The sequence below is a fragment of the Streptomyces prunicolor NBRC 13075 genome, from assembly GCF_000367365.1.
Classification (GTDB): Bacteria; Actinomycetota; Actinomycetes; order Streptomycetales; family Streptomycetaceae; genus Streptomyces; species Streptomyces prunicolor.
Genome location: NZ_BARF01000117.1, coordinates 1 through 15,411, shown reverse-complemented (window position 1 = coordinate 15,411; position 15,411 = coordinate 1). Strand labels below are relative to the sequence as shown.

Sequence of the window (15,411 nt, the reverse complement as noted above, 5' to 3'; positions counted from 1 at the left end):
TTCGGGGCGCTTCGCGCCGCACCTGTTCTATGGAGCCGCCCATGCTGTCGACCGCCCGCGTCCTGTGCCTGTCCCTCCTCGCCCTCCTTGCGGCCGCACCGACCGCAACGGCCGCCGAGGGATGGACCGTTGCGCCCGCGGGCGGCGGACGCCCGACGTTCTACGCCGAAGGCGAGCCCGGCACGCACCTCCAGGACACGGTGTCCGTGACCAACCCCACCACCCACCCGGTCACCGTACGACTGCACGCCACCGGCGTCCCGATCACCTTCGCCGACACGGGAGTTCGGGTCCCGGCCCGCACCCGGGCGGACATCCCCTTCACGGCGAACGTCCCGACGACAGCCGCCCCCGGCGACCACACCGCCACGATCGTCGCGCGGGACGCGAGCGGTCGCGAGGCGACTGCACGACTCCAACTCCACGTATCCGGCCCGATGTTGTCAGCACTGACCGTCGAGCACGTGGCCGTCCACGGCAACCGCATCACCTACGAAGTGGTCAACCGCGGCACCACCCCCCTCACCCCGAAACTCGCCGTCCACGCCACCGGCGTCTTCGGCACCCTCCTGGACCGCACCCCCCGCACCCTCCCGGTCCAACTCCCGCCAGGCCAACGCCTCAAGCTCACCGAACCCTGGCCCGACCACCCCACCCTGGACGCGGTCGACGTACACCTCACGGTCACGGCGCCAGGCGGCGCACAGGACACGGCGGCCGTGTCAGCACGGTTCGCGCCATGGGGCGCGGTGGCGGGGTCCGGGGGCGCGCTGACGGCGTGGGCCGCGCTGCTTCTCGTACGACTACGGCTGCGACTACGACGGCGCCGTACGGATGAGGGCGATGCGAAGGCCGAACACCCGTACACGCAGACCGAGTTGACGGGAGTGGGGATGTGAGCGGCAAGGTGCGGATTCCGGCGCTGGTGGCGGTGCTCGCGCTGCTTCTGCTGCCGTTGGCGGGGGCGACAACTGCCGCGGCGGCGGGCGGGCCGACGGTGAAGCTCTCCAAAACACAAGCAGGGGCGGGCGGTTCGATCACCGTCTCCGGGAGCGGCTGGCGGGCGCGCGCCCTGCTGATGGTGCTGATCTGCGGACAGGCGACGCCCGCGCGCGGGGTGATCGGCGGCACCAACTCCTGTGCGAACGCGGACGGTAGAGCCGTAACGACGGACGCCAAGGGCATCTTCAGCAAGAAGCTGCCGGTGTCCGAACCGCCGGTGCCGTGCCCGTGTGTGGTGCATGTGGCGACGGTGACGGGGGCGAGCGCGTCCGCGGACACGGTCTTCCAGGTGGCCGGCCACGCGGTCGAACCACTCCCCGCGGAGCCGTCGACCGGACGGCTGTCGGTCCTCTCCGACCCCCGACTGGACGGTTCGAGCGGGCTGTTGACCTGGTTCGGGGCGCCACCGTCCCGCACGCTGGTCTTCACCGTCGGCAACGCGGGCTCGACCGCCGTCAGGAACCCCCTGTTCCAAGTCGGCACCTCCCACGGGGTGTTCGCGCCGCAGTGGGACGACCAGCAGTTCAACGGCACGATCGCGCCCGGCGGGAAGGCGGAGATCAAACTCCCCGTAGAACTCTCGGCCGGAGCACACGGCGACTACACCGTCTCGATGAAGTACGGCGGCCGGGTGCTCGCCGAACAGCCATGGGGAGTCGGCCGCCCCTGGGGCGTGACCCTGTTCTGGATCCTGCTCTGCGTGGTCGTACCGGCGGCGGTGTTCCGCGTCGGGATGGCCGTGGTGGACCGGCTACGGCCACGCAAGGCGGCCCGCAGCATGGGCCCGCCCCGGCACCGGAGCCTGCACGTGCCTGCCCAAGTCACCTTGCGCATGCCGAAGTTCGGCAAGGCGCCCGCGTCCCGGCAAGCAGCCGAGGCGGCCCCTGCGACCTCGACCCTGCCGTGGTTCACCCCGGATTCGGATCCGGGCACGGCGGCCGGTCGACTCTCCGCACCGCACGACGACAGCCCGACGAGTCCGACGACTCCCACCAGGAAGGGACTTACGTGAGCAAGCGAAGGAGAGTCATACCGGCCGACGGAGGCGGTGTACGGAGAGCGGGCGCGGCCGCGTTCGCGCTGGTCCTCGGCGGTGCGGGCCTCGCGCTCGGTCTGAGCGCCCAGGCCGCGCAGGCCGCCGAGGTGTCCTACGCCACCCACTGCGTACCGCCCGCCGGCATCGACCCGGTCGACGGCACCACCAAGGTCGAGATCACCGCGCCCGCCACGGCGAAGGTGGGCGACACGGTCGACGTCGTCTGGAAGTTCACCCAGGCCGCGTCCAAGAACCCCGACATCATCGACCTGCCCGCCAACTCGGTCCAGCCGTCCGGGACGTTGAAGGCGGGCGGCGCGCAGACCGCCGACATCGCGATGCTGGGCCCGCGCACGAACCCGGCGATCCCCAAGGGCGCGGTGATGACCCTGTCCGACATGAAGGGCACGCTGAAACTGACGACGGCGGGGTCGGTGACGCTGACACCGGACGCGTACACGGTCAACGCGTTCTCGACGGACACGAAGTGCGCGCCGACGGCGACGGTCTCGCCTTCGGCGACGATCAATGTGACGGCGGGGGACGGCAGTTCGTCGAGTACGTCCCCGACCGCATCGGACTCGACGTCGGCATCTCCGTCGCCCAGTGACTCGGATTCCGAGTCGGCATCGGCATCCACATCCGCGTCTGTGTCGGCGAGTTCCAGCGACGGCACCGGGACCGGGCAGACGGACTTCACCGGCAAGGAGGTCTCCGTCCCCTACGCGTGCAAGACGCCGATCGGTGACAAGAGCGCGACCTCGCCCGTGCAGATCAACGCCACGAAGGACGGCGGGAGTTACGACCTCACCGTGAAGTTCAACGGGTCGGTGATGGACAGCCCGGCCGACATCCCGGCGGACTCCGTGAAACCGTCGATGGAGGTCGTCCTGGGCGGCGCCGACAGCGGCACGGTCCATGTCGAGGGCCCGACCAACTCCGCCGCCATCAAGTCCGGCGACCCGATCGACATCCCGGACCTGACCGGCACCTACAAACCCGGCGCGAGCGGCACGTCGACGCTGTCACCCGGCGTCCTCACGGTCAACGCCCTCGGCACGACGACGACTTGCACACCCACGAAGTCGGAGGTCTCCCTGACCCTCGACACGACGGAACAGGCGAGCGGCGCGTCCGGTTCCACGACAACGGGCGGTACGTCGACATCGACCTCGGGAGGCTTGGCGGAGACGGGCTCGGACAGCCACGGCGGCCTGAAGGCGCTCGGCCTTGTCTCCGGTACGGCGATCCTGTTGGGCGTGGCGGTGTTCACGTTCCTGCCGGGACGGAGGCGGCTGCGGTAGACGAGCGCGGGCCCGACGTTCACTGGAAAACGCCGGGGACACAAAAAGGGCCGCCACATCCCGAGGGATGCAGCGGCCCTTTGTCGCGTAGCCGTGGACGAACGTCAGTGGAAGAACGTCAGTGCACGTCGCCCATGAGTTCCCTGACCCTCTTGCGGTACATCCACACCGCCACGCCTGCCAGGACCGCGAGGACGGCCTGCAACGCGACGATGCCCGTCTTGTTCAGGTCGACGCCGGCGATGGACAGGAGGCCCGTGGTGGCGTCGCCCGCCGTCACCGCGAGGAACCAGACGCCCATCATCTGGGAGGCGTACTTCGCGGGGGCCATCTTCGTGGTGACGGAGAGGCCGACGGGGGAGAGGGTCAGCTCGCCGACCGTCTGGACGAAGTAGATCGCCACCAGCCACATCGCCGCCGTCTTGTGACCGCCGTCGGCGATCGCGAGCGGGGCCAGGAAGAGGAAGAAGGACGCGCCGATCAGGACCAGGCCCATCGCGAACTTGGTCGCCGTGCTCGGCTCCTTGCCACGGCGGGCCAGGGCCAGCCAGGCCCAGGCGAAGACCGGGGCCAGGGCCATGATGAGGACCGGGTTGACCGACTGGTACCAGGAGATCGGGAAGTTCCAGCCGAAGACGGTGTTCTTCGCCGAGGAGTCGGCGAACAGGGACACCGTCGAGCCGCCCTGGTCGTAGATCATCCAGAACACGGCCGCGGCGACGAAGAACCAGATGTACGCGGACATCTTCGACTGTTCGGCGCGGTCGAGGTCCTTGTCGCGCTTGATGCGGGCGATGACCACGACGGGGATGAGCAGGCCGGCGATCGTGATCGGGACCAGCAGCCAGTTCAGCGTGTAGTGGCCGGAGAAGCCGACGATCGCGTAGAAGACGACGGCGACGGCCGCCCACAGCGCCGACTTGCGCAGCGTGAGCGCCTTCTCCTCGGCGGACAGCGGCGTGGGGACGAGGTCCGAGCGGGAGCTGAGGTGGCGCGTGCCGAGCAGGTACTGGGCGAGGCCGATGGCCATGCCGACCGCGGCGAGCGCGAAGCCGAGGTGCCAGTTGTAGTTCTCACCGACGGTACCGATGGCCAGCGGCGCGGCGAACGCGCCGATGTTGATGCCGATGTAGAAGAGCGTGAAGCCGCCGTCACGGCGCGGGTCGTCCGGGCCCTCGTAGAGGTGGCCGACCATCGTCGAGATGTTGGCCTTCAGGAGACCGGAGCCGACCGCCACCAGGCCCAGGCCCGCGAAGAACGTGCCCGAGGACGGGAGGGCCAGGGTGAGATGGCCGATCATGATGATCACGCCGGCGACGGCGACCGTCTTGCGGGGGCCGAGGACACGGTCCGCGAACCAGCCGCCGGGCAGGGCGAGCAGGTACACGAGGGACAGGTACACCGAGTAGATCGCGGTAGCGGTGGCCGCGCTCATGTGCAGGCCGCCCGGTGCCACCAGGTACAGCGGGAGCAGAGCTTTCATGCCGTAGTAGGAGAATCGCTCCCACATCTCGGTCATGAAGAGAGTGGCCAGTCCGCGGGGGTGGCCGAAGAAGGTCGTATCGGAACCGGGGGTGCCCGGAGTCACCGAGTCCTTCGTCAGGCTGGACGCCATGATCGATCCTTGCTGGTCGGGCCGTGCTGGTTGAGAGGGCAGCACACAAAAGAGACCTTCAGCTGTAAATGCTCGCCAAAGGTCTTCAGTGTCACTACAGGCGGTCAGGCCACCATACGGCAGGACACCGCCGGATATGGAAGGACTTGAGACATCGATCACAGGGAATAGTGGAACCGTGGTCGGCCTTTCGAAGGTGGATACAAGGATCGCACCGCACAGACACAGGTTCGGCCCGGATTCTTCACGGCAGCGAATCCGACTTGCCCCAAGGTAAGAATCACTCGTGGCGATCACACCTCGACCGCTGTCCAAGGCGGACTACCATCAGCTCATGACCCGTGTACTGCTCGCCGAGGACGACGCGTCCATCTCGGAGCCGCTGGCCCGCGCTTTGCGACGGGAAGGTTACGAGGTCGAGGTGCGCGAGGACGGACCGACAGCCCTCGATGCCGGCATCCAGGGCGGCATCGACCTGTGTGTCCTGGACCTGGGCCTGCCCGGTATGGACGGCCTGGAAGTCGCCCGCCGACTGCGCGCCGAGGGCCACACCGTCCCCATCCTCATCCTGACCGCGCGCGCCGACGAGGTGGACACCGTCGTCGGCCTCGACGCGGGCGCCGACGACTACGTCACCAAACCCTTCCGGCTCGCCGAACTGCTCGCCCGCGTCCGGGCGCTGCTCCGGCGCGGCGCCGCGGAGCCCGCGCAGCCGCCCGCCACGCATGGCGTCCGTATCGACGTCGAGTCCCACCGCGCGTGGATGGGCGACGAGGAACTCCAGCTCACCGCCAAGGAGTTCGACCTGCTGCGCGTTCTTGTGCGGGATGCCGGGCGGGTTGTCACCCGGGACCAGTTGATGCGCGAGGTGTGGGACACGACGTGGTGGTCGTCGACCAAGACCCTCGACATGCATATCTCCTGGCTGCGGAAGAAGCTCGGTGACGATGCGGCCAACCCTCGGTACATCGCCACGGTGCGGGGTGTGGGTTTCCGGTTCGAGAAGAGCTAGGTCGGCTACGCGCGTTGCGACGTGGGTGGCTGGTGTGGTGTGCGCGACTGGCCGCCGTCTAGGGCTGGTCGCGCAGTTCCCCGCGCCCCTTTCGGGGCGCTGAAGTCGCCGTTTCTCGGAGAGTGGCCGTGCGTCGTCGTCTTATTCAGTCCACCCTCGCCGTGGTGCTCGTGGTGATCGCCGTGTTCGGTGTGTCTCTTGTCATCGTCGAGACGCGGACCATCAGCAACAGCGCCCAGGAACGGGTGGATTCCGAGGCGCTCCGGCTGGCCAGCATCGTGGACAGTCGGATTCTCGGGGCGGAGATCGTCGACTCCGAGGTGCTGCGGACGCAGGTCACGGAGGATCGGTACGCCGTGATCCGGATCCCCGGCGACCCGGTGATCGCGGTCGGCACCAAACCGACCGGTGACGTCATCCGCTCCACCGCCAAGGGCGAGGAGGGCGAGACGGTCACCGTGGAGGAGCCGCGCTCGACCGTCACCCGTGAGGTCGGGCGGACGCTGCTCATCATCGGCGCCGTCGCCCTGCTCGCCGTAGTCGCCGCCGTACTGCTCGCGGTACGGCAGGCCAACCGGCTCGCCTCGCCGCTCACCGACCTCGCGGAGACCGCCGAGCGGCTCGGGTCGGGTGACCCGCGTCCCCGGCACAAGCGGTATTCCGTCCCCGAGTTGGACCGGGTCGCCGATGTCCTCGACTCCTCTGCCGAGCGCATCGCCCGCATGCTCACCGCCGAGCGCAGGCTGGCCGCGGACGCCTCGCACCAGCTGCGTACGCCCCTCACCGCGCTGTCCATGCGCCTGGAGGAGATCACCCTCACGGACGACCCGGACACGGTGAAGGAGGAGGCGACGATCGCGCTGACGCAGGTCGAGCGGCTCACGGACGTCGTGGAGCGGCTGCTGACGAACGCGCGTGACCCCCGTACCGGCTCCGCCGTCTCCTTCGACCTCGACGAGGTCATCCAGCAGCAGCTCGCCGAGTGGCGCCCGGCCTACCGAGGGGTGGGCCGCGCGATCGTCAGCTCGGGCAAGCGGCATCTCCAGGCCGTCGGCACCCCGGGCGCCGTCGCCCAGGTGCTGGCCGCGCTGATCGAGAACTCCCTGATGCACGGCGGCGGCACGGTCGCCCTGCGCACCCGCGTCACCGGCAACCAGTCCGTCGTAGAAGTCACGGACGAAGGCCCCGGCGTCCCCACCGACCTCGGCGCCCGCATCTTCGAGCGCACGATCAGCGGCCGTAACTCCACGGGGATCGGCCTCGCGGTCGCGCGTGACCTCGCGGAGGCGGACGGCGGGCGGCTGGAGATGCTGCAGGCGCAGCCGCCGGTGTTCGGGCTCTTCCTGTCGCGTACGCCGCCGACGAAGCGGCTGCCGGTGGACGAGGACGAGCCCACGGTCCGCTAGCGCGGGAGTGGGGGATTCAGCTCACGTGCTGCTTGGGGCGGGGCAGCGGCTCGGGGTTCTGCTTCTGCTTCAGAAAGGGCTCCGCGATCGGCTCCCCGGTCCCGGCTGCGTCCTCGTCCTCGGTCGGCAGCGCCTTGAACACCCAGCTGCGGTACGACCAGAAGCGGAACAGCGTCGCGATGCCGATGCCGAGCACCTTGAAGACGTTGCGCTGCAACGAGCTGTCCCAGCCGAAGCCGTAGATCGCCGCGAACAGGATGCCGTTCTCGATCACCAGGCCGACCAGGCTGAACGCCAGGAACAGGCTCAGTTCCTTGGTGCGGGCGCTCTTGTCGCGGTCACGGTAGGTGAAGTACCGGAAGCCGACGTAGTTGCACGCGATGGCGACGATCGTCGCGATCACGTTGGCGCGCACGGCCTGCAGGCTGGTCAGATGCCACAGCAGATTCGAGACCGCGAAGTTCACCACGGTGCCCACCACGCCCACCGCGCCGAACTTGGCGACCTCGCGGGCGAGCCGTTTGAAAGGCCCTTCGGAACCAGGCTCCATGGTTGTGCAGGCCCCTGTCTTCTCGGATTCTCGACCCAGCCATGCTAACCACCGCTTTCCCCCGCCGCCCGTGAAGCGGCTCACAGGTCGGGAAGAGACCCGGAAAAGAACGGTAAGAGGTACGGAAATCAGGCCGCCCCGGCGTGACCGATACCCTGGGGGAGTGACGTTCCCGGTAGTCGGCATGGTCGGCGGGGGGCAGCTCGCTCGTATGACACACGAGGCGGGCATCCCGCTCGGCATCAAATTCAAGCTCCTCAGTGACACCCCTCAGGAATCCGCGGCGCAGGTCGTCGGCGATGTCGTCATCGGCGACTACCGCGACCTCGACACGCTGCGTGACTTCGCGCGGGGCTGCGATGTGATCACCTTCGATCACGAACACGTACCCACCGAGCACCTACGCGCCCTGGAGGCGGACGGCATCCCCGTGCGCCCCGGCCCGGACGCGCTCGTGCACGCCCAGGACAAGGGCGTGATGCGCACGAAGCTCGTCGAGATCGGCGTGCCGTGCCCGCGGCACCGCCTCGTCGGCGACCCGGCGGACGTCGTCGCGTTCGCGGCGGAGGGGGACGGCTTCCCCGTCGTCCTCAAGACCGTCCGCGGCGGCTACGACGGCAAGGGTGTGTGGGTCGTCGACTCCGCGGAGGAGGCCGCCGAACCCTTCCGCGCCGGCGTCCCGGTCCTCGCCGAGGAGAAGGTCGACTTCGTACGGGAGCTGGCGGCGAACGTCGTACGCTCCCCGCACGGCCAGGCCGTCGCCTACCCGGTCGTCGAGTCCCAGCAGGTCAACGGCGTCTGCGACACGGTCATCGCGCCCGCCCCCGACCTCGACGAGTCCCTCGCCCTCCAGGCCGAGGAGATGGCGCTGCGCATCGCCAAGGAACTCGGGGTCGTCGGCCACCTCGCCGTCGAGCTGTTCCAGACCCGCGACGGCCGCATCCTCGTCAACGAACTCGCCATGCGCCCGCACAACTCCGGTCACTGGACCCAGGACGGCGCGATCACCAGCCAGTTCGCGAACCACGTCCGCGCGGTCCTCGACCTCCCGCTGGGCGATCCACGCGCGCGGGCCCCCTGGACCGTGATGTGTAACGTTCTCGGCGGCGACTACCCGGACATGTACTCCGCGTACCTGCACTGCATGGCCCGGGACCCCCAACTGAAGATCCACATGTACGGCAAGGACGTGAAGCCCGGCCGCAAGGTGGGCCACGTCAACACCTACGGCGACGACCTGGACGACGTCCTGGACCGCGCCCGCCACGCAGCCGGCTATCTGAGAGGCACGATCACCGAATGAGCTCCGTCGCAGGACCCGTCGTAGGAATCGTCATGGGGTCGGACTCCGACTGGTCCGTCATGGAGGCCGCCGGGAAGGCCCTCGACGAGTTCGAGATCGCGTACGAGGTCGACGTCCTCTCCGCGCACCGCATGCCGCGCGAGATGATCACGTACGGCGAGCAGGCCGACGGGCGCGGCCTCAAGGTGATCATCGCGGGCGCGGGCGGCGCCGCCCACCTCCCCGGCATGCTCGCCTCGGTGAGTCCGCTGCCGGTGATCGGTGTGCCCGTACCGCTCAAGTACCTGGACGGCATGGACTCGTTGCTGTCCATCGTGCAGATGCCGGCCGGTGTCCCCGTCGCCACCGTCTCGGTCGCGGGTGCGCGCAACGCGGGCCTGCTCGCCGCCCGCATCCTGGCCACGCACGACGACGAACTCCTCGTCCGTATGCGGGAGTTCCAGCAGGAACTGAACGACCAGGCCACCGAGAAGGGCAAGCGCCTGCGGACCAAGGTCGAGGGCTCGGGCAGCGGTTTCGGCTTCGGGAAGTGACGGGGATGACGGGGGACACGGGGATGACGTCACTGGATCAAGCCCGGGAGCTGCTCCGCGAGTTCCCGGTCGTCGACGGGCACAACGACCTGCCCTGGGCGCTGCGCAAGCAGGTCAACTACGACCTCGACGCCCGCGACATCGCCGTACACCAGAACGCCCATCTGCACACCGACCTCCCGCGCCTGCGCGAGGGCGGCGTCGGCGCGCAGTACTGGTCGGTGTACGTCCGCTCGGACCTGCCCGACCCGGTGCCGATGACGCTCGAACAGATCGACTGCGTACGGCAGTTGCTGGCCCGGTACCCGGAGCAGCTGGCGCCCGCGCTGACCGCCGCGGACATGGAGTCGGCGCGCGGGGAGGGTCGTATCGCCTCGTTGATGGGGGCGGAGGGCGGCCACTCGATCGCCAACTCCCTCGGCACGCTACGGGGGTTGTACGCGCTCGGCGTCCGCTACATGACGCTCACCCACAACGACAACGTGGCCTGGGCGGACTCGGCGACGGACGAACCGGGGGTCGGCGGCCTGTCGGCGTTCGGCCGCGAGGTCGTGCGGGAGATGAACCGCGAGGGCATGCTCGTCGACCTCTCGCACGTCGCGGCGACGACGATGCGCGACGCGCTGGACACGTCGACGGCCCCGGTGATCTTCTCCCATTCGTCGTCCCGGGCGGTCTGTGATCACCCGCGCAACATCCCCGACGACGTGCTGGAGCGGCTGCCGGGCAACGGCGGCATGGCCATGGTGACGTTCGTACCGAAGTTCGTGCTCCAGGCCGCTGTGGACTGGACGGCCGCGGCCGACGACAACATGCGCGCGCACGGCCTGCACCACCTGGAGACCACCGAAGAGGCGATGAAGGTGCACCACGCCTTCGAGGAGCTCCATCCGCGCCCGATCGCGACCGTCTCCACCGTCGCCGACCACCTCGACCACATGCGCGAGGTCGCGGGCGTCGACCACCTCGGCATCGGCGGCGACTACGACGGCACGGCCTTCACCCCCGACGGCCTGAACGACGTCTCCGGCTACCCGAACCTCATCGCCGAGCTGCTGGACCGCGGCTGGTCGAAGACCGACCTCGCCAAGCTGACCTGGCAGAACGCGGTACGGGTGCTGGGCGCGGCGGAGGACGTGGCACGGGAGATCCAGGCGACGCGGGGGCCGTCGAACGCGACGATCGAGTCGCTGGACGGCTGACCGGACGGTTCGTTCAGGGCGGGGCGGCCCCCGGGTGACCGGCCGTCCCGCCCCCCGTACCCCGAACGCCCCGCCCACCAGGTAGCCCCCTCGTCAGCGTGCGACGGTGACCGTACTGCCGTAACGACGTACGGAGCCCCGCCATGGCCGACCTCCAGGACCAACTGCACGCGACGACCGAGGTCGGCGAGCTCGACGACTTGGTCCACGAGCCCTTCCCCGCCGGGGTCTTCCCGCCGGACACCGCGGAACCGTACGACCCCGTCTCCGACCCGGCCGCCGCCCCGCTGGAGCGCGCGCACGCCATCCTCGCCGCGCACCCGGTCGCGGACGGCTACAGCGGGCTGCCGTGGGCGCTGCGGCATCTGCCGTGGTTCGACCTGGAGCTGGGGGAGAGTTCGGTGGACACCGATGTGCCGCGGCTGCGGGAGGGGCATGTCGGCGCGTTGTTCTGGTCGCTGCACCTGCCCGAGGGCCTCGACGGGGACCGGGCGGTCGGCGCCACCCTGGAGCAGCTCGACCTCGTGAACACGGTGGTCCGCGCCCACCCCGAGGGCCTGCGCCTCGCGTACACCGCCGGAGAGACCACCGACGTGCGTCACTGCGGCCGTATCGCCGTGCTGCTGGGCCCCGCCGGAGCCGCCGCGCTCGGCGACTCCCTGGGCATCCTGCGCTCCCTGCACGCGCTGGGGCTACGGGTCCTCACGCTGGCCGGGGTGTCCTGGGCGAGCGAGGCCGGGCTGACCCGGTTCGGCGAGGAGGTCGTCCGCGAGATGAACCGGCTCGGCGTGCTCGCCGACCTCTCCGGCGCCTCCGACGGCACGATCCGCCGCGCGCTGGCTGTCTCGAAGGCACCGGTGCTGTTCACCCGTTCCGCCGCCCGCACGCTGCGCCCGCACCCGGCCAACCTCTCCGACGAACTCCTCGCCGCGGTCGGCGCCGCCAAGGGCCTGTGCATGGTGCCGCTCACCGCCGAGCAGACCGGCCCGTCCGTCCGGGACGTCGCCGATCACCTCGACCACGTCCACGAGGTCGCGGGCCGCGAGTGCGTCGCCCTGTCCGGCACGTACGACGCCGGCACGGCCCACCCGCAGGACCTCGCCGACGCCTCCTGCTACCCGAACCTCATCGCCGAGCTCCTCCACCGCGGCTGGTCCGAGCCCGACCTCGCCCTGCTCAGCTGGGGCAACGTCCAACGCGCCCTGCGCAGCGCCGACTTCACGGCCCGCGCCGCCCAGCAGCGCCGCGAGCCGTCGACGGCGAAGATCGCCGAGCTGGACGGGTAGCGCTCAGGACCTACGGGTGGTCGATCCGGCAGAGGCAGAAGGGATGCCCTGCCGGATCGGCGTACACCCGGAAGTCCTCCTTGTCCTCCTGGTGCAACGGCCGCGCGCCGAGCGCCAACGCCTTCGCCTCCGCGACCTCCAGCTCCTCCCAGGTCGGCCCGGAGTCGAAGTCGAGATGCAACTGCTGCGGCCGGTCCGCGCGCGGCCACTCCGGCGGGACATACTCCGCCACCCGCTGGAAGGCCAGCCGCGGCCCGCCCGGAACATCGAGTACGACCCACTCGTCGTGGGCGACGTGGGGTGTGCCGCCGAGAATCCCGGCATAGAACTCGGCGAGCGCGAGCGGGTCGGGGCAGTCCAGCACGGTGGAACGGAAACGTGCGACGGCGGACATGGTGATCTCCCTGATGTCGGCGGTGTCGGCGGTCTCAGCAGGCGCAGAGGCAGAACGGGTGCCCCGCCGGGTCGGCGTACACACGCCAGGCGCGTGAGCGGTCCTCGGTGTCCAGCGGCGTCGCGCCCAGCGCCAGTACGCCCTTCTCGGCCGCGTCCAGGTCGATGACGGTCAGGTCGAGATGGAACTGCTGGGAGTCGCCGGACGCGGGCCACTTCGGCGGTACGTGCCCGGGCGCCGCCTGGAACGCCAGCGTCCGACCTCCGGGCAGTTTCAGGTCCACCCAGTCGCCGCCGTCCTCGTCCTCGACGGTGCCGCCCAGGATCCCGGTGTAGAAGGCGGCGAGGGCGCGCGGGTCGGGACAGTCCAGGACGACGGCACCCAGCTCGGCGATGGGGGTGGGGTCGGTCATGACGGACTCCTCCTTGTTACCTGTTCACGGCATTATCCGGTAACGACGGTTACTGCATGCTCCCGCATTGGAGGTAACGTCGCAAGCATGAGTGGTCGTAAACATGAGTGAGAGAGTTCCCGCCCCCGGCGACCTCGCCCTGATCGAGGCCCTGGTCAACACGCTGGACATCGAGGCGGGCGCCGACGAACTCGACACGGAGGATGGCCGCGCACGCTTCGGACTCACCCAGGGAGAGGCGGAGGCGGCCCGCGAACTTCGCGAGTCCCTACGCGCCACCCTGCTCGCCCACGCGGGCCACCCCGCACACCGCGCGACCACCCCGCTCGGCGAACTCCTGTCACGGGCCCCGCTGTTGGTGGCGATCGATGCCGATGACGGCTCGGCCCACATCAAGCCCGCCGATACATCCGCCGCCGAGGACCCCCTGCTCTCCCGCGTCGCGTCAGCCATCGCCCGCTCCCTCGCCGAGGGCACCTGGCCCCGCCTCAAAGCCTGCGAAGCCCCCACCTGCCACTGGGCGTACTACGACCGCAGCCCGGCAGGCAGGGGCCGCTGGTGCTCGATGGCGGTGTGCGGGGCGCGCGCGAAGATGCGCAGGTATCGGTCCAAGTAGCCCTCGTGGAAGGCGACTTGGGCGGTCACCGCGCCCAGCACGGCGCAGTGGTGCAGAATGCAGCCAGACGCCGGTCCGGCCGACTGAGCCTCGGCCGGACCGGCGTCGTCCGTCCAGCCGTGCGTTGTGCTGTGGGACGGCCCATCGCCCCGATCGTGCGTTACGCCGTGGGACGCCCCATCGCGCGGAACGTCCAGCCCGCCTTCCGCCACAGCGCCGGGTCGAGTGCGTTGCGGCCGTCCAGGACCACCCGGGCGCGTACGGCCTCGCCGAGCGTCGCCGGGTCCAGCTCGCGGAACTCCCGCCACTCCGTCAGGTGCAGGACGACGTCGGCGCCGCGCACGGCCTCTACGGCGGTGTCGGCGTACCCGAGCGTCGGGAACAGCCGTAGCGCGTTGGGCATGCCCTTCGGGTCGTAGACGGTGACCTGGCCGCCCTGGAGGTGGATCTGGCCGGCGACGTTCAGTGCGGGGGAGTCGCGTACGTCGTCGGAGTCGGGCTTGAAGGTCGCGCCGAGGACGGCGACCCGCTTGCCCAGGAACGAGCCGCCGCCGAGCGCCTCGCGGGTCATCTCGACCATCTGGCCGCGCCGCCGCATGTTGATGGAGTCGATCTCGCGGAGGAAGGTGAGGGCCTGGTCGGCGCCCAGTTCGCCGGCCCGCGCCATGAACGCCCGGATGTCCTTCGGGAGGCAGCCCCCGCCGAAGCCGATGCCGGCCCGCAGGAACTTCTTGCCGATCCGCTCGTCGTGCCCGATCGCCTCCGCCAGCTTCACCACATCGCCGTCCGCGGCCTCGCAGACCTCGGCCATCGCGTTGATGAAGGAGATCTTCGTGGCGAGGAAGGAGTTCGCGGCCGTCTTCACCAGCTCGGCGGTCGGGAAGTCCGTCACGACGAACGGCGATCCGGCCGCGACCGGGGTGGCGTACACCTCGCGCAGCAGCTTCTCGGCCCGCTCGCTGCGGACGCCGACGACGATCCGGTCCGGGTGCAGGGTGTCCTGGACGGCGAACCCCTCGCGCAGGAACTCCGGGTTCCAGGCCAGCTCGGCGTCCTCGCCGACGGGCGCGTGCGCGGCGAGATAGGCGGCCAGCCGATCCGCCGAACCCACCGGCACGGTGGACTTGCCGACGACGAGCGCGGGGCGCGTGAGGTGCGGGGCGAGCAGCTCGAAGGCCCGGTCGACGTACGACATGTCGCAGGCGTACTCCCCGTGCTTCTGCGGGGTGTTGGTGCACATGAAGTGGACGTCGCCGAACTCCGCGACCTCGGCCCAGTCCATGGTGAAGCGCAGCCGCCCGGTGGAGCCCTCGATCCCGGCGACGTGCTTGCGCAGCAGCTCCTCGAGCCCCGGTTCGTACATCGGGACCTCACCCCGTTGGAGCATCTCGATCTTCTCGGGGACGATGTCCAGACCCAGCACCTCGTAGCCCAGCTCGGCCATGGCCGCGGCGTGCGTGGCGCCCAGGTAGCCGGTGCCGATCACGGTGATCTTGAGGGCCATGAATGCTCCAGAAGGGGTACGGGGGCGATGCGCGCCCGAGCATAGTCGGAGGTCCTGACGGGCACCTTTCCCCCTGTCGCCAAGCTCACGTATCCCTCCCGTGGGCGGGCCCCTAAAATTTGGGTTACTTAACAGTAATTAGCACCGTCATCGTAATGAGCACCGTCATCACAGCGTCCTTGGAGCGTGAGAGACCTTGGCCGGATCGGCTGACTTCGACCTGTACCGCCCGTCAG

Annotated in this window: 15 protein-coding genes; 10 read left to right on the top strand and 5 right to left on the bottom strand. The window is 69.9% G+C overall.

Annotation, left to right across the window (positions count from 1 at the left end; genetic code table 11):
- Window positions 1–41 precede the first annotated feature (41 nt).
- The 3 genes from SPR02S_RS46845 to SPR02S_RS46835 are packed head-to-tail and all read left to right on the top strand — an operon-like array spanning window position 42 to window position 3,342.
- Window positions 42–899 carry a COG1470 family protein gene (locus SPR02S_RS46845; RefSeq protein WP_019063978.1) on the top strand — a complete coding sequence of 286 codons (858 nt, stop codon included), beginning with the start codon at window positions 42–44 and terminating at the stop codon, window positions 897–899.
- On the top strand, window positions 896–2,014 hold the full coding sequence (locus SPR02S_RS46840) for a hypothetical protein (protein ID WP_019063977.1): 1,119 nt from the start codon (window positions 896–898) through the stop codon (window positions 2,012–2,014). Before SPR02S_RS46845 ends, SPR02S_RS46840 begins: the two co-directional genes overlap by 4 nt.
- Window positions 2,011–3,342 (top strand): hypothetical protein, encoded by a 1,332-nt coding sequence (locus SPR02S_RS46835; protein ID WP_019063976.1) that lies wholly within the window; start codon window positions 2,011–2,013, stop codon window positions 3,340–3,342. Before SPR02S_RS46840 ends, SPR02S_RS46835 begins: the two co-directional genes overlap by 4 nt.
- A gap of 118 nt (window positions 3,343–3,460) precedes the next feature.
- Here SPR02S_RS46835 and SPR02S_RS46830 read toward each other — a convergent pair whose 3' ends face one another.
- On the bottom strand, window positions 3,461–4,957 hold the full coding sequence (locus SPR02S_RS46830) for an oligopeptide:H+ symporter (protein ID WP_019063975.1): 1,497 nt from the start codon (window positions 4,955–4,957) through the stop codon (window positions 3,461–3,463).
- A gap of 334 nt (window positions 4,958–5,291) precedes the next feature.
- Between SPR02S_RS46830 and SPR02S_RS46825 the strand changes: the two genes are divergently transcribed.
- Complete coding sequence (locus tag SPR02S_RS46825; RefSeq protein ID WP_174447603.1) at window positions 5,292–5,969, top strand: response regulator transcription factor; 678 nt, start codon at window positions 5,292–5,294, stop codon at window positions 5,967–5,969.
- A 128-nt stretch (window positions 5,970–6,097) separates the two neighbouring features.
- On the top strand, window positions 6,098–7,375 hold the full coding sequence (locus tag SPR02S_RS46820) for a sensor histidine kinase (RefSeq protein ID WP_026151512.1): 1,278 nt from the start codon (window positions 6,098–6,100) through the stop codon (window positions 7,373–7,375).
- Window positions 7,376–7,391: 16 nt separating this feature from the next.
- Here the strand turns inward: SPR02S_RS46820 and SPR02S_RS46815 are convergent, their stop codons facing one another.
- Window positions 7,392–7,925, bottom strand: coding sequence for a GtrA family protein (locus tag SPR02S_RS46815; protein WP_019063972.1), 534 nt, complete (start codon window positions 7,923–7,925; stop codon window positions 7,392–7,394).
- Window positions 7,926–8,088: 163 nt separating this feature from the next.
- Between SPR02S_RS46815 and SPR02S_RS46810 the strand changes: the two genes are divergently transcribed.
- From SPR02S_RS46810 to SPR02S_RS46795, 4 genes are all read left to right on the top strand, one after another.
- A complete protein-coding gene (locus tag SPR02S_RS46810) occupies window positions 8,089–9,228 on the top strand; it encodes a 5-(carboxyamino)imidazole ribonucleotide synthase (RefSeq protein WP_019063971.1) in 1,140 nt (379 codons plus the stop codon).
- Entirely contained in the window at window positions 9,225–9,761 is a 537-nt protein-coding gene (purE, locus tag SPR02S_RS46805) for a 5-(carboxyamino)imidazole ribonucleotide mutase (RefSeq protein ID WP_078623216.1), read from the top strand. Before SPR02S_RS46810 ends, purE begins: the two co-directional genes overlap by 4 nt.
- 23 nt (window positions 9,762–9,784) lie before the next feature.
- Window positions 9,785–10,963, top strand: a complete 1,179-nt coding sequence (locus tag SPR02S_RS46800; protein WP_026151511.1) for a dipeptidase — start codon at window positions 9,785–9,787, stop codon at window positions 10,961–10,963.
- Window positions 10,964–11,106: 143 nt separating this feature from the next.
- Window positions 11,107–12,249 (top strand): dipeptidase, encoded by a 1,143-nt coding sequence (locus SPR02S_RS46795; protein WP_019063968.1) that lies wholly within the window; start codon window positions 11,107–11,109, stop codon window positions 12,247–12,249.
- Between the two features lie 10 nt (window positions 12,250–12,259).
- On the opposite strand, the gene SPR02S_RS46790 is transcribed toward SPR02S_RS46795, so the two are convergent.
- Together SPR02S_RS46790 and SPR02S_RS46785 are read right to left on the bottom strand one after the other, a co-directional pair.
- The gene (locus SPR02S_RS46790) at window positions 12,260–12,643 is read right to left on the bottom strand and encodes a VOC family protein (protein ID WP_019063967.1); all 384 of its coding nucleotides are present in this window, start codon (window positions 12,641–12,643) and stop codon (window positions 12,260–12,262) included.
- Between the two features lie 34 nt (window positions 12,644–12,677).
- Window positions 12,678–13,055 carry a VOC family protein gene (locus SPR02S_RS46785; protein ID WP_019063966.1) on the bottom strand — a complete coding sequence of 126 codons (378 nt, stop codon included), beginning with the start codon at window positions 13,053–13,055 and terminating at the stop codon, window positions 12,678–12,680.
- Window positions 13,056–13,158: 103 nt separating this feature from the next.
- Here SPR02S_RS46785 and SPR02S_RS46780 point away from each other — a divergent pair, with 103 nt between their 5' ends.
- Window positions 13,159–13,671 (top strand): CGNR zinc finger domain-containing protein, encoded by a 513-nt coding sequence (locus SPR02S_RS46780; protein WP_019063965.1) that lies wholly within the window; start codon window positions 13,159–13,161, stop codon window positions 13,669–13,671.
- A gap of 160 nt (window positions 13,672–13,831) precedes the next feature.
- Here SPR02S_RS46780 and SPR02S_RS46775 read toward each other — a convergent pair whose 3' ends face one another.
- Window positions 13,832–15,175, bottom strand: a complete 1,344-nt coding sequence (locus SPR02S_RS46775) for a UDP-glucose dehydrogenase family protein (RefSeq protein WP_019063964.1) — start codon at window positions 15,173–15,175, stop codon at window positions 13,832–13,834.
- Window positions 15,176–15,411: the final 236 nt, after the last annotated feature.

Bases quoted from the DNA above. Each gene is read 5' to 3' on its own strand.
- SPR02S_RS46780 (WP_019063965.1), top strand. From the start codon at position 13,159: ATGAGTGAGAGAGTTCCCGCCCCCGGCGACCTCGCCCTGATCGAGGCC.
- SPR02S_RS46845 (WP_019063978.1), top strand. From the start codon at position 42: ATGCTGTCGACCGCCCGCGTCCTGTGCCTGTCCCTCCTCGCCCTCCTT.
- purE (WP_078623216.1), top strand. From the start codon at position 9,225: ATGAGCTCCGTCGCAGGACCCGTCGTAGGAATCGTCATGGGGTCGGAC.
- SPR02S_RS46775 (WP_019063964.1), bottom strand. From the start codon at position 15,175: ATGGCCCTCAAGATCACCGTGATCGGCACCGGCTACCTGGGCGCCACG.
- SPR02S_RS46815 (WP_019063972.1), bottom strand. From the start codon at position 7,925: ATGGAGCCTGGTTCCGAAGGGCCTTTCAAACGGCTCGCCCGCGAGGTC.
- SPR02S_RS46790 (WP_019063967.1), bottom strand. From the start codon at position 12,643: ATGTCCGCCGTCGCACGTTTCCGTTCCACCGTGCTGGACTGCCCCGAC.
- SPR02S_RS46785 (WP_019063966.1), bottom strand. From the start codon at position 13,055: ATGACCGACCCCACCCCCATCGCCGAGCTGGGTGCCGTCGTCCTGGAC.
- SPR02S_RS46825 (WP_174447603.1), top strand. From the start codon at position 5,292: ATGACCCGTGTACTGCTCGCCGAGGACGACGCGTCCATCTCGGAGCCG.
- SPR02S_RS46800 (WP_026151511.1), top strand. From the start codon at position 9,785: ATGACGTCACTGGATCAAGCCCGGGAGCTGCTCCGCGAGTTCCCGGTC.
- SPR02S_RS46830 (WP_019063975.1), bottom strand. From the start codon at position 4,957: ATGGCGTCCAGCCTGACGAAGGACTCGGTGACTCCGGGCACCCCCGGT.
- SPR02S_RS46795 (WP_019063968.1), top strand. From the start codon at position 11,107: ATGGCCGACCTCCAGGACCAACTGCACGCGACGACCGAGGTCGGCGAG.